Here is a 12,171-nt window from a genome sequence, read left to right as displayed (position 1 = left end):
TATTCGAGAAAGGATATTGATAAAGTATATTCAGACCAAGGTTAAGAGGTACATGGACGTTAATGAAAATTCTACTGATCGAAGACGATAGCCATATCGCGAAATTTCTAGTGAATGGCTTCCAGCAAGAAGGAATCACGGTAACGCATTCAACAGATGGTGTAGACGGATTGCACGAAGCCGTTACCGCAGACTTTGATGTCATTATTCTCGACATTATGCTACCTAAAAAAGACGGCTTTGAAGTGTTGGCGGAGCTGCGAGGACAAGGACATGCTACCCCAGTCATCATATTGAGTGCCAAGCATTCTGTAGAAGAGCGGGTACAAGGACTGCAATCGGGTGCGGATGACTACTTAGTTAAACCATTTGCTTTTCCTGAACTACTCGCTCGGTGTCAAACCTTGATGCGCCGGGGCAAGCCACCTTCGCCTCAAGCATTAGAACTGAATTATGGCCCTCTTAATTTGGATTTACTGAAGCATACTTTGCAAAGGGAACAGCAAAATATCGCCATCAATCAACGTGAGTTCATGTTGATGAAGTTACTGTTGGAAAACCCAGAAACCGTCATGTCGAAAACTGCCATTCTTGAACATGTGTGGGGGCATCAATTTGACCCACAAACTAACGTTGTGGATGTGTTAGTTTGCCGATTGCGCAGCAAAGTGGATAAAGGCTTCGCGACACCATTAATACATACACTGAGAGGTGTCGGTTATGTCCTCAAGTCATAGTATTGAACAAGCTCTTGCTGGTACGCAGCGACATCTTTTAGTGCGCTTTATGGCGACCTTACTACTGTGTTTATTACTGGTGGAGCTAATTGTAGGCGCGATATTTTTCTACGATCTGTTTCAAACAGAAAAGAAGATTCTAACGTCCATGTCGACCGAGTATCAGCGTATTTTGACCTACGATTCGAGTGACCGTTTAATTCATGTTTTAGAAGCCAACCCTCACCGACTGGTCGACAACAACATCGCTGCCTATTGGGCGCAAGACAATTCGTCTCGACCAACGTTTGTCGCGGGTGATAAAAATGTTGTGCTTAATCTGCCCTTTGCTGACTATCAGATTGATGAGAGTCGTTCTTGGTTTGACACCTTTATTGTCAATCCGTATATGACCTTAAGCATCAAAGGGGAGCAACAGCAGTTTTGGTTGGTTCTGGATAATCGTGCCAGAGACTATATCGCATACAATCAATGGTTAATGACATTCTATGCACTGATTGCATTGGTGATAGTGACGACTGTTTTCACTCGTAAAATCATTCAAAGTGCCATGTCGCCGTTAGTGACGTTTGGAGACCTGTTAGACAAGCTCAAAAAAGGGCAGTTAGAGTTCGCTGAACCAGAGCCAGAGAGTGGCCAAGGACTTACGGTTATTAGCTCTAGTGTTCACTCTGCCGTGGCCAAATTACAGCATGTCACCACCACGTTAAACACGACGGTAGACGCTATCGCACATGATATACGTACGCCGCTATCGCGAATTACTCTCGCGTCTCAAAGTGCGTTGCTGAATAACGCTGATCCGCAAGCAATGCGTGATGCTTTGGCCGATTGTGCAGAGCATGCCATGCAGGCCAGCAATATGTTGACCGCATTAATGAAACTAAACGATGAAGTGACCGGAAAGCGCCAGCCACAAAATGTGGATACTCAGGTGTCTGACGTGATTTCCAAGGTAGTAAGCTGGTACGACGATGTAGCGGAAGATAAACAGATTCAGTTAGTCAGTGACGTTGCCGATGAGCTTATTATCCAGTCCGATCCGGATAAACTGACTCAAGTACTGGTTAACCTTGTTGATAATGCGATCAAGTATACCGAACCCGGTGGCTGTGTGACGATTAAGGCTGAACAAAGCTCGAACATCAAGGCTAAGATAAGTATTCAAGACACCGGTATTGGTATTGATCCCAAATACCAAGATCTTATTTTTGAGCGACTTTATCGAGTGGATAGTAGCCGAAGCAATATCGAAGGTTATGGTCTTGGCTTATCGTTGGCACTTGCTATGGTGGAGAATCTTGAAGGACAGTTGATGGTGAAATCTGAATGTGGTGTAGGTAGTACGTTCACGATTTTGTTGTGATTTTCCCTGACCAAGTAATATGAACGCAACCCTGGGGGAGCGAGATCATAAGAACCAATACGGAAATGCCCAAAGTTATTAGCTTTGGGCATTTCTTCTGGCATTTTGTCAATCACGGACAAGGTTTTACGTACCGAGATGATTACAACGTCATATGCAGAATTGGGAAAGGTTTTCCCATCTCATCAAGAGGTGATCGAGAGCTGATCTTAAAGCCCAGGTGTTGGTAAAAGCCAACAGCACTAGGGTTTTGTTCATTAACGTCTACTTTATTTGCTCCTAGTTTCTCTATTGCGTATCGCAAGAGTACTGTGCCAGTACCTTGTCCACGCTGTTGGTCTAGGACAAACAACATTTCGATCTTATTCTCATGAACACCAACAAAACCAACAATTGCTCCTTTGGTATTCTTAACACATTTCAATGTTACCGCAGGGAAAGCTTGCTCGATAATGATGGGTTTAAAAAACTCAATATCTTGTTCTGTTATAAAGTCATGAGTCGCTCGGACAGAGTTTTCCCAAACATCAAGCAGTTCAGCGTAATCTTTGGGAAGCACATTTTCGACAATCATAGAGTTCTCTCTGATTAGATTGATTAATTGACTGATGAAGTGTGCAGCCGCTCGGGGATTCTAGCAGTTAATTCCTTATTAAACACACCGCTTTAAGCGAAGTTTTACCACCAAGCTCGTTTGATAGATTTTACCAATTGAATAGATAGGAAAGGACGAATTCTCAAATATGCTCTCGCATTGCAATATAAACCCATCAGCGCAGGACAGCGCCAATCCGAATTACAAGACCATATTGAGAGAGTAAAATTATGATCAACACGACTATTAAGCCATTTTCAGCAACTGCATTCAAACAGGGCGAATTCGTAGAAATCACAGAGCAAGACGTGAAAGGTAAGTGGGCTGTATTCTTCTTCTACCCAGCAGACTTTACTTTCGTTTGCCCAACAGAGCTTGGTGATCTTGCAGACCACTACGCAGAGCTTCAAGAGCGCGGTGTAGAAGTTTACTCAGTATCAACAGACACTCACTTCACTCACAAAGCATGGCACGACAGCTCAGATACTATCGGTAAAATCAACTACTACATGGTTGGCGATCAAACGGGTACTATCACTAATAACTTCGGTGTAATGCGTGAAGGTCAAGGTCTAGCAGACCGCGCGACTTTCCTAGTTGACCCAGAAGGTGTTATCCAAGCAATGGAAATCACTGCAGAAGGTATTGGTCGCGACGCAGAAGACCTAATGCGTAAAGTGAAAGCAGCGCAATACGTAGCGGCTAACCCAGGTGAAGTTTGCCCAGCGAAATGGAAAGAAGGTGAAGAGACTCTAGCACCATCTCTAGACCTAGTTGGCAAAATCTAAGTCATACAAGCCTTAGCTTAAACGGAATATCGGGTCCGTGTTGCATGCCCCAATATCGCATAGCGAATTGGGGCATGTTTTTATTTAGCTTTTATGATGAATACCAGCGCAGAGTCATATGCTGATGGAAAAATGCCGTTTAAGTTCCTGGCGGCCTTTAGGTGTAATTATCACCTCTCTGTATCCGGGAACTCTTTCAATCCAGCCATTGTTTTCTAAAAATTCAAGGATAGAGGCGCCTAAGTAGCCGCCTAGATGAAATGTCCTCTCACTCCAGTCTAAACATGGACAACATTTTTTCCGCTTAGTTTTGGCATCGACGGTAATACCAAGTTTCAGAAACTTCTCTTTACCTTGTAGGGTTAGGTCGCTTCCATCACTTTCGAGCCAATGGTTTGATATTAGGCAGTTGTAGAGTCTTACTGCTACGTCTCCGGCTAAATGGTCATAACAAGTTCTTGCTTTCAAGAGCTCTTTTGGGATTTTCGAACGCGCAGGGTTGTTGGGTTGAAAAGTAATATTCATCATACTTTCCAGTAATGAAGCAATGTCACTGCTATAAAGGCGAAAGTACCGGTGTCGACCTTGGGATAAACAAGTGACAACATTGGCTTTCATTAGACGAGCTAGATGTGAGCTGGCTGTAGATGGAGAAATGTCAGCGACGGCACTTAACTCTGTCGCAGTCCAGGCTCGCCCGTCCATAAGAGCACATAGTATCTTCATCCTTGAAACATCAGACATGGCAGCAGCTAATGCTGCCATATTGGCCTCTTGGCTGTGGACTTTAGGTTCACTAAAAAACGGATCTTGTTTACTCACGTATGGGTTACCTACGCTGTTCTGACCTAGACGGTCACTGTATAGCGACTACGGATGACTATCAAATGTTTAAGACCAATTAGTACGTTATCCATGAGTGTGAACGCTATCTTCAGGCGCTTCGGCGCGTTGATTCATACCATAGTCTCTGACGACACCTGCCACTCTTAGTCGATAGTTTTCAAATATGGTGTTACGTCCTTCGGATTGCGCAAATCGGTGGGCTTCTAAAGCGCGCCACTCTTGAATAGACTCTTCATCTTTCCAAAATGACAAAGAAAGGACTTTTCCTTCATTGGTTAGGCTTTGAAAGCGTTCAACTGAAATAAACCCTTTTATTTCAGATAGTAATGGTTTTAGATTATTAGCAATATCTAAGTATTCGTCAGACTGGCCTTTGGCAATTTGAACTTCGAAGATCACAGCAATCATGGTTTATTCTCGTTAATCTGATTGGATTGGTGCGTTTATTGTAACGACCAAATTTATGGATACTTCGTTGGGTGTCGAAATGTGATCGTCGAAACTGCCATGCTTCAATATCAAACAAGAACGCTGAGAGGGTACCCTTTAAGAGTTAGTGCTCTCAGAGACACCGTAAATGATCACCTCACTCTGCGTTTACCATGCTGGCAAGTATTTGAAGTTGCTTGTCATCGACTAATACAAGCGGTGATGTAAATTCAGTGTGTCTACGGTACTTTCCACATACTGTTTGAAGTGAGAGTCATATATCGACGTTTTTTCGACATTCATAGGAATACTCTACATGTATTGAATTAATCCACTGACATGAAAAGAGTATGGTATGAAAAAGAAACATCTCTCCCTAAGCGTATTACTAGGCCTAATGACATTGTCGACACTGGCTTTTGCAACTACTTCAAACAACATTGACGCACATAAGAAATTCCGAGGAGAACAAGCTCTTGAAGTAGACCAATCACAATGGTTTCGAGAGCTAAGAATGGAAAATTGGACTCACGTTGTATCCGAGCAAGACATACGAGATACGTTAGTTAAGATTGATTCGGGTGAACCGCTGCGCGATTTCATCAACACAAACGAAGCGGGTCACTGGACATATGAATTCGCTCAAGCTGCTGATGATTATGCAAACTCAGCAAGTGATTATGAGTCGTATCGTAAGGCATCCATGATGTACTTAATTGCTTCATACCCAAACCACATGACAGAGCACGAACACGAAGCCATAGAGCGATCGGTTGATATGTATCTTAAAGCAGAAGCATTGAGCCCTACTATTGATGTAGAGCGCGTGGAGATGCCGCTCACGACTAAAGGTTCGATCACGGGTTTATTACATATCCCCAAAGGTGCCGAGAAGCCCGGCGTTATCCTTTACACAGGAGGGGTCGATAAAATTCTGACTGAACACCGTGATGCAATTGATACCCTTTTGAGGCAAGGCTTTGCTGTGCTGACTTTTGATATTCCTGGTGGCGGCTTGAACAACAACATCATTATTGAGCTGGGTAAAGAAGATCAGGCCCACCAAGCGGCATTAGCGTACGTTAAATCTGATTCAAGGCTGGATAGCAACAATGTCGGAGCGCTGAGTTCATCGGGTGGTGGCGTTCCATTGATGACATTCATTCTCAACACTCCACAACTCAAAGCGGGTGTTGCTCGCTGTGCAGTAGTGACTGATGTACTGACAGATACGCAGGTATTTCATCACGCCCCGCTCATGTCATCGATGTCTTACGGTTATCGAATTGGTGTCAAAGATGTCAGCGATCTTAATTCTTACGGACAATGGACGATTCCATTAGCACTAATGACTAAAGGCTTTAAATCTAATGAAACCGATATTCCTGTATTGGCGATTAATACCAAAGATGACATGGTGAACCCGCCGGAAGAAATGAGGTATACAGCAGGGCTTTCAACAAGAGGTGAAGTGGCGTACTTCGGTAACTCAGGTCATTGCCCGGATGGAGCAGAAGCTGAGTTGGCGATTACTAACTTTTTCCTTAGGTACATGTAAGATAACTAAACTTAGGCAGCTTTGTTGAGATTACAGCTTTGTTGAGCCTGCATAGTGCCTTAGTTCTATTGCTCTAAAGTTGCCGTCATCCAAACTATCAGTGATACGATGCGGCCACTTTAACTAAATGACTGCCTGTCCTAACACTCTTAACTGATTGGAAATGACGCCCCTGTTCATTTCCATTTCATCGCACCTATCCTATGTACATCGATGCTAGTTCATTTTTGATTCTGAGTGTTGCTCGATCATAAAGTCAATCACTTCATCATTTAAGCAAGATTTACTGACGTATTGGCGTTGTTTGCCTATATGAAGGATAAAACCCAAATCGCTTTGTTCAAGCTGATCAATATCATTCCAAGTGATGTTTCGGGTGTTCTTGCCGCTTTTATAACTCATACCGTCAGAGTTAATTTTAAGTTGCACTTTACCGCCAGAACTCGTACTGAGTGTTTGCCTCCACAACCACCAAGTTCTTTTAAAATAAACACTTAAAGCTTCAATAATACTCAAGACAATAAAGAACCAACCCACGTAACCACTTGGAAGCAGCTCAAATTTTACGAGTACTACACCAAAAATTAGAAAAAGCATCCCTTTATAATAAGCTTTTGGAAATGTAGCGGGGTGGCTAGTTTGATCAAAGCATTCCGCAAAAAAGGTCTTGTCGAGCGTGTATTCTGTAGTGAAATCATAATCTTTAGACATAGGCAGTTACTTTGGACCTTTCTGTGAGTGAGTATTTCATGCTACGGCCGTGCAGCGAGAGTATTGTATCGCTTAACGGTGTGTTGTTTTAATTGTTTTTGCCCCTCTTCGTCTCTACCTACTTTTTAATCAAGAAAGTGTTTTGATAGGAAACCCCTATCAAATAGATAGGAAAGGACGAATTTTCAAAAACACGCTCTCATTGCAATATATATACATCGGCGCAGGACAGTGCCAAAACAAACAATACGAACACTTTGAGAGAGTAATCACTATGATCAACACAACTATCAAGCCATTTTCAGCAACTGCATTCAAACAGGGCGAATTCGTAGAAATTACAGAGCAAGATGTAAAAGGTAAGTGGGCAGTATTTTTCTTCTACCCAGCAGATTTTACATTCGTATGCCCAACTGAGCTTGGTGATTTAGCTGACCATTACGCAGAGCTTCAAGAGCGCGGTGTTGAAGTTTACTCAGTATCCACAGACACGCACTTCACTCACAAAGCGTGGCACGACAGCTCAGACACTATCGGCAAAATCAACTACTACATGGTTGGTGACCAAACAGGCACTATCACTAACAACTTCGGTGTGATGCGTGAAGGTCAAGGTCTAGCAGACCGCGCGACGTTCCTAGTTGATCCAGAAGGCGTCATCCAAGCAATGGAAATCACTGCAGAAGGCATCGGCCGTGACGCAGAAGACCTAATGCGTAAAGTGAAAGCAGCACAATACGTAGCGGCTAACCCAGGTGAAGTTTGCCCAGCGAAATGGAAAGAAGGTGAAGAAACACTAGCGCCATCTCTAGACCTAGTTGGCAAAATCTAAGCTAATCACACTCTAGCTTAAGCGGAATATCGAGTCCGTGTTGCACGCCCCGTCGTCACTTTTATTGCTTCTACCATTGGCAGGTAAAAGTGGGGGCGTGCACCCTTAAACCATCATTTTAGTGAATAACCAAACATCAAAAGGGTCCCCTTTTATTTTTCCCTTTTTAATTCCTTCTGATGTTAAGCAGTCTTATAGAATAGGTATCAGTATGTTAGATCAAGCAATGAAGCAGCAGCTAAAAGCGTATTTAGAAAACGTAAAAACCCAAGTTCAATTAGTTCTCAGCCTTGATGACAGTGATACTGCGAGCAAGATCGAATCTCTTGCTAACGACATAGCATCACTTAGCAGCAAAATTGACGTCGTTCGCGACGACGCTGCAAGCCCTCGCAAGCCAGTCATGCGCGTTATTAACCCAGAGAAGGGCACCGCTATTGGTTTTGCCGGTCTGCCAATGGGTCACGAATTTACGTCACTTGTGCTAGCGCTACTGCACACAGGTGGCCACCCAATCAAGCTAGAAGCGGAAACCATTGAGCAAATCGCAGAGCTGAGCTCACCGCTAGATGTCGAGATTTTTATCTCTCTATCATGCCAGAACTGTCCAGAGGTAGTTCAAGCCTTCAACATGATGGCGGCAATTAACCCGCTGGTAAACGTCACTATGATCGACGGTGCAGCGTTCCAAGAGGAAGTGAAGCAGCGCGATATCATGGCGGTACCAAGTGTATTCATTAACGGTGAACTATTCGGTCAAGGCCGCATGTCACTAAATGAAATCCTAAACAAAGTAGACACAGGTGCAGCGGAGAAAAAAGCTAATCAGTTAAATGAAACAGCACCGTTTGATGTTCTTGTCGTGGGCGGCGGCCCTGCGGGCTCTTCAGCGGCTATCTATGCAGCTCGTAAAGGTATCCGCACTGGTGTGGTTGCTGACCGTTTCGGTGGTCAGGTGATGGACACCATGGCAATAGAGAACTTTATTTCAGTGAAAGCGACCACAGGTCCTAAGCTGGTGGCAAGCCTTGAAGAGCACGTTAAAGAGTACGGCGTTGAAGTCATCACTGAGCAGCGTGCTGCAAACATCATCGATTCAGAAGATACCGATGACGGTTACACCCACGTAGTACTAGAAAGCGGCGCAGTACTAAAAGCTCGCTCTGTGATCACAAGTACTGGTGCTCGCTGGCGTGAAATGAACGTACCGGGTGAACAAGAATATCGTAACAAAGGTGTGGCGTACTGCCCTCACTGCGATGGCCCACTATTTAAAGGTAAACGTACCGCGGTTATCGGTGGTGGTAACTCTGGTATTGAAGCAGCCATTGATCTTGCGGGTATTGTGGAGCACGTAACGGTTCTGGAGTTTGCTGATACACTTCGCGCTGACCAAGTGCTTATCGACAAAGCGAATAGCATGGCGAATATCGACATCATCACGATGGCACAAACCACAGAAGTTCTGGGTGATGGTACGCGTGTTACTGGTCTTGAGTACAAAGATCGCAATACGGATGAAATCAAGCATATTGAACTTGCTGGCATCTTCGTACAAATCGGCCTAGTTCCTAATAGTGAATGGTTGAAAGGGACAAAAGTTGAGTTGTCACCTCGCGGAGAAATTGAAGTAGACGCTCATGGTGCAACCAGCATGAAGGGAGTCTTTGCGGCAGGTGATGTCACCACTGTTCCATACAAGCAAATCATCATCGCAATGGGTGAAGGGGCAAAAGCTAGTTTGGGAGCGTTTGATTTCTTGATTCGTAATCCAGCTCCTGTGAAGCAAGCTGAAACGGCTTAAGGTTAAATAACCTATTTTCATAGCGCTGTTCTCAACTGAGAGCAGCGCTTTTTCGTTTTGTTACTGAGAAAAAAACGCCCGACGAAAATCAGCAACTTGCCGGGCATAGTAGTGTTGCCACTCATCCTGTGATAACCCCGAAAATTGCGTCACTCTTTGTTGTTCAAGGGAAGCTTCTAGGCGCTGTAGTTCACTCTGGTAGTTACTGACGACGGCTTGTTGTTGAGTGACCTGCTGCTGCCGAGTTGCGATCTCTGCACTCTGTTGGGGGGTCAGGAAATGGTGTTCTAGCTCGCTAATCAAAGCTTCACGCTCTGATTCACTGAGATTTTCAGGTACAAGAGTAACAGCTTGTTCAAACTTCGCTTGGTTGCTCACCAGTCCTAATGATTCTGCTCTTTCCTGCCATGCCTGCATCAGGTCTTCAAAATTCTGAATATAATCCTCTGCCGAAATGTACTCTGGAGCTCCCACCTCCAAATGCTTACTCTGAATGGTAAAATCATACAGCGCAAATTCATCTTCAAACATGACGTCAGCCAGTTGACCCCAGACTCTTCTCGCCTCTGCTTTTAATTGTTCGATACGTGCGGCTAATGATATTTGTTCATCAAACAATAAGTTGCCAAGTGTTTGTTGCCATTGGTTGTTCAGTTGTTGATAGTTTTCAATGAGATAAAACCGTTCAGGTGTGAGAAATAGAGCCAGATTATCTAGTAATACATCACAGTTCTCAGCTAAGTTACATTGACGCCAAAACGACTCGATGTCAGAGATTAAATCGCGACCTCTCGCCTTATTGAAAGCTGCTGCGGTCGCTTGAATGTCGGATTCGCCTTGTTTATTTATGGATGGTGTAAACGATGTTTGTTCTACAGGTACTAAAATGTCGGCTGTCGTTGTTTTTGAAATCGTTGAGGTAATGTCAACGGATGCCGTAGCTTGTTTGACTTGTGGATGGTTGTTGTCGAATGACCACCAAACCGTGCCCACCAAGATGGCGGACACAATGATTAGCGTGAATTTGTTCATGGCTTTATAACAGCCGTAACGGGAAAGTGATCCGAGAGATTATAGTGTTTCCATAGACTCTCATCCGTTATGCGAGGCACATCAACTCGGTTGTCGTTATACGATTTTGTACCATATTCATTGCTGACCATGACGTAATCGAGATATTCAACATTAGCACCACCTGACAGTGCCCCACCGGCGAAATCATTGATCCGAGGGTCGAATGTTGATGCGGTATAGCCAGAATATTGCGGTTCAGACACGTTTAGGTTTGTCATCATTTGTTGATAATCATCTGGGAACTTGAGTTTATTGACATTAAAGTCACCACTGTAGATTACCGTTTCATTTGCTGGGATATCGAGAGATTGGGCTAATGCACGTATTTGTTTGAACTGGCGCTGACGATAATCACGAGCGGTGTCGGTATCAAATGATGCGGTATGTGTTGCAAATACATGATAAGCCTGACCACCTTTAATGATTTCTGCGTAGTTTACTCCTTTATCGGCAAAACAATCGGTTCCGGAGCAATCTGGAAATACGTACTGAGCTTCATTAACGATGGGGTAGCGACTAACAATGATGACGCCCCCGTCGTAAATATTGATCCCTTCCTTATCCAACATTTTCGTTTGATAAGGGTATTCTTTGGCAAGCTCTCTTAAGAATGCGTCGCGTCCACTAGCAAACACTTCTTGTAGAGCAAGTACGTCATAACCCTTCACATATTCTGGAATTAGCTCATATCGGTCTCCAATATGAGAGGCGATAGCGGGAAGTGCCCAGATGTTATAGGTCATTAGCTTTAAGTTCTGTTCGTCGTTATCGACCTCTTCATCAACATGAGCAGGGGTAATGGTGTAGTACAAGTCATCGTAGCGTGCGGTCTTTGCTGATTTGAACGCCAATTCTGTATTGAGACTGCCAAATGAGTTTGTGTTTTGGCGATGAATATTTCGATCATCTTTTAAGGTTAAGTCGACGTCGGCAGCGGACATTCCATACTCTATGGTTGAATTGTACCAGTGACCCTCCATCACTTGATTAAGTGATACGCTTTCACCGTGAGGATTCGAGACTATGGTTTCGAAGCGATAAGTCTGATTCGATTTCACGCCTTCCCAACGATTAAAGCTCAGTATCGACTTTGTTTCCCAAGGGGCTAGAACTTGAACATGTTGCTGCCATTCCTCTCCCTCTTTCAGTAAATCAGTGCCTTCATGACTGATCTGGATTGTTAGCGGCTGATCTGAGTTATTGGTTAGGTACACATCAGTGTCTGCCAAGGCTGGCAAGGCGATTAAGCCACTGAGTAAAAGATTCCACTGTGAAAACTTCATCTTACTTATCCATGGTTTGAGTTAGAGTAATGATTCTGATTGATAAATGTTACTCAAGCGTTAAATTTGAATTAAGCAAATAAAACTTGCTAATTTTGTTATTTAATTGTGAACTTCGTTCAAGATTGGTTTGGTTTGCTAGAATAAA

12 protein-coding genes are annotated in these 12,171 nt (G+C 43.8%); 6 read left to right on the top strand and 6 right to left on the bottom strand.

The features are described 5' to 3' along the window. The first annotated feature begins 62 nt into the window (after positions 1 to 62). Positions 63 to 737 (top strand): response regulator transcription factor, encoded by a 675-nt coding sequence (locus tag VME0621_RS05410; RefSeq protein ID WP_006069772.1) that lies wholly within the window; start codon positions 63 to 65, stop codon positions 735 to 737. Continuing rightward, positions 721 to 2,103: a sensor histidine kinase gene (locus tag VME0621_RS05405; RefSeq protein WP_062456406.1), complete on the top strand. Its 1,383-nt coding sequence runs from the start codon at positions 721 to 723 to the stop codon at positions 2,101 to 2,103. Before VME0621_RS05410 ends, VME0621_RS05405 begins: the two co-directional genes overlap by 17 nt. A gap of 142 nt (positions 2,104 to 2,245) precedes the next feature. Here the strand turns inward: VME0621_RS05405 and VME0621_RS05400 are convergent, their stop codons facing one another. Next, positions 2,246 to 2,677 carry a GNAT family N-acetyltransferase gene (locus VME0621_RS05400; protein WP_062456403.1) on the bottom strand — a complete coding sequence of 144 codons (432 nt, stop codon included), beginning with the start codon at positions 2,675 to 2,677 and terminating at the stop codon, positions 2,246 to 2,248. A gap of 251 nt (positions 2,678 to 2,928) precedes the next feature. Here VME0621_RS05400 and ahpC (VME0621_RS05395) point away from each other — a divergent pair, with 251 nt between their 5' ends. Beyond that, positions 2,929 to 3,486: an alkyl hydroperoxide reductase subunit C gene (gene ahpC, locus VME0621_RS05395; protein WP_006069782.1), complete on the top strand. Its 558-nt coding sequence runs from the start codon at positions 2,929 to 2,931 to the stop codon at positions 3,484 to 3,486. Positions 3,487 to 3,600: 114 nt separating this feature from the next. Here ahpC (VME0621_RS05395) and VME0621_RS05390 read toward each other — a convergent pair whose 3' ends face one another. Both VME0621_RS05390 and VME0621_RS05385 read right to left on the bottom strand, forming a co-directional pair. Beyond that, on the bottom strand, positions 3,601 to 4,308 hold the full coding sequence (locus tag VME0621_RS05390) for an ArsR/SmtB family transcription factor (RefSeq protein WP_082795468.1): 708 nt from the start codon (positions 4,306 to 4,308) through the stop codon (positions 3,601 to 3,603). 87 nt (positions 4,309 to 4,395) lie between these two features. Further along, positions 4,396 to 4,740: an antibiotic biosynthesis monooxygenase family protein gene (locus tag VME0621_RS05385; RefSeq protein ID WP_062456400.1), complete on the bottom strand. Its 345-nt coding sequence runs from the start codon at positions 4,738 to 4,740 to the stop codon at positions 4,396 to 4,398. A gap of 376 nt (positions 4,741 to 5,116) precedes the next feature. Here VME0621_RS05385 and VME0621_RS05380 point away from each other — a divergent pair, with 376 nt between their 5' ends. After that, positions 5,117 to 6,319, top strand: coding sequence for an alpha/beta hydrolase (locus VME0621_RS05380; RefSeq protein ID WP_062456397.1), 1,203 nt, complete (start codon positions 5,117 to 5,119; stop codon positions 6,317 to 6,319). Positions 6,320 to 6,535: 216 nt separating this feature from the next. Here the strand turns inward: VME0621_RS05380 and VME0621_RS05375 are convergent, their stop codons facing one another. Beyond that, entirely contained in the window at positions 6,536 to 7,030 is a 495-nt protein-coding gene (locus tag VME0621_RS05375; protein ID WP_038227573.1) for a YcxB family protein, read from the bottom strand. Positions 7,031 to 7,304: 274 nt separating this feature from the next. Here VME0621_RS05375 and ahpC (VME0621_RS05370) point away from each other — a divergent pair, with 274 nt between their 5' ends. After that, positions 7,305 to 7,862 (top strand): alkyl hydroperoxide reductase subunit C, encoded by a 558-nt coding sequence (ahpC, locus tag VME0621_RS05370; RefSeq protein WP_006069782.1) that lies wholly within the window; start codon positions 7,305 to 7,307, stop codon positions 7,860 to 7,862. A 211-nt stretch (positions 7,863 to 8,073) separates the two neighbouring features. Beyond that, positions 8,074 to 9,666: an alkyl hydroperoxide reductase subunit F gene (gene ahpF, locus VME0621_RS05365; RefSeq protein WP_062456394.1), complete on the top strand. Its 1,593-nt coding sequence runs from the start codon at positions 8,074 to 8,076 to the stop codon at positions 9,664 to 9,666. A 60-nt stretch (positions 9,667 to 9,726) separates the two neighbouring features. On the opposite strand, the gene VME0621_RS05360 is transcribed toward ahpF, so the two are convergent. Next, positions 9,727 to 10,698, bottom strand: coding sequence for a hypothetical protein (locus tag VME0621_RS05360; RefSeq protein WP_062456391.1), 972 nt, complete (start codon positions 10,696 to 10,698; stop codon positions 9,727 to 9,729). Further along, positions 10,695 to 12,023, bottom strand: a complete 1,329-nt coding sequence (locus VME0621_RS05355) for a sphingomyelin phosphodiesterase (RefSeq protein ID WP_062456388.1) — start codon at positions 12,021 to 12,023, stop codon at positions 10,695 to 10,697. The genes VME0621_RS05360 and VME0621_RS05355 overlap by 4 nt, the downstream gene beginning before the upstream one ends. Positions 12,024 to 12,171: the final 148 nt, after the last annotated feature.

Origin of the sequence: Vibrio mediterranei (assembly GCF_900088415.1) — a bacterium.
Taxonomy (GTDB): domain Bacteria; phylum Pseudomonadota; class Gammaproteobacteria; order Enterobacterales; family Vibrionaceae; genus Vibrio; species Vibrio mediterranei.
Note: the sequence above shows the minus strand (reverse complement) of the source record. Positions and strands in the feature narration are given on the sequence as shown.

Bases quoted from the DNA above. Each gene is read 5' to 3' on its own strand.
- VME0621_RS05385 (WP_062456400.1), bottom strand. From the start codon at position 4,740: ATGATTGCTGTGATCTTCGAAGTTCAAATTGCCAAAGGCCAGTCTGAC.
- VME0621_RS05410 (WP_006069772.1), top strand. From the start codon at position 63: ATGAAAATTCTACTGATCGAAGACGATAGCCATATCGCGAAATTTCTA.
- ahpF (WP_062456394.1), top strand. From the start codon at position 8,074: ATGTTAGATCAAGCAATGAAGCAGCAGCTAAAAGCGTATTTAGAAAAC.
- VME0621_RS05375 (WP_038227573.1), bottom strand. From the start codon at position 7,030: ATGTCTAAAGATTATGATTTCACTACAGAATACACGCTCGACAAGACC.
- ahpC (WP_006069782.1), top strand. From the start codon at position 7,305: ATGATCAACACAACTATCAAGCCATTTTCAGCAACTGCATTCAAACAG.
- VME0621_RS05405 (WP_062456406.1), top strand. From the start codon at position 721: ATGTCCTCAAGTCATAGTATTGAACAAGCTCTTGCTGGTACGCAGCGA.
- VME0621_RS05355 (WP_062456388.1), bottom strand. From the start codon at position 12,023: ATGAAGTTTTCACAGTGGAATCTTTTACTCAGTGGCTTAATCGCCTTG.
- VME0621_RS05380 (WP_062456397.1), top strand. From the start codon at position 5,117: ATGAAAAAGAAACATCTCTCCCTAAGCGTATTACTAGGCCTAATGACA.
- VME0621_RS05400 (WP_062456403.1), bottom strand. From the start codon at position 2,677: ATGATTGTCGAAAATGTGCTTCCCAAAGATTACGCTGAACTGCTTGAT.
- ahpC (WP_006069782.1), top strand. From the start codon at position 2,929: ATGATCAACACGACTATTAAGCCATTTTCAGCAACTGCATTCAAACAG.
- VME0621_RS05360 (WP_062456391.1), bottom strand. From the start codon at position 10,698: ATGAACAAATTCACGCTAATCATTGTGTCCGCCATCTTGGTGGGCACG.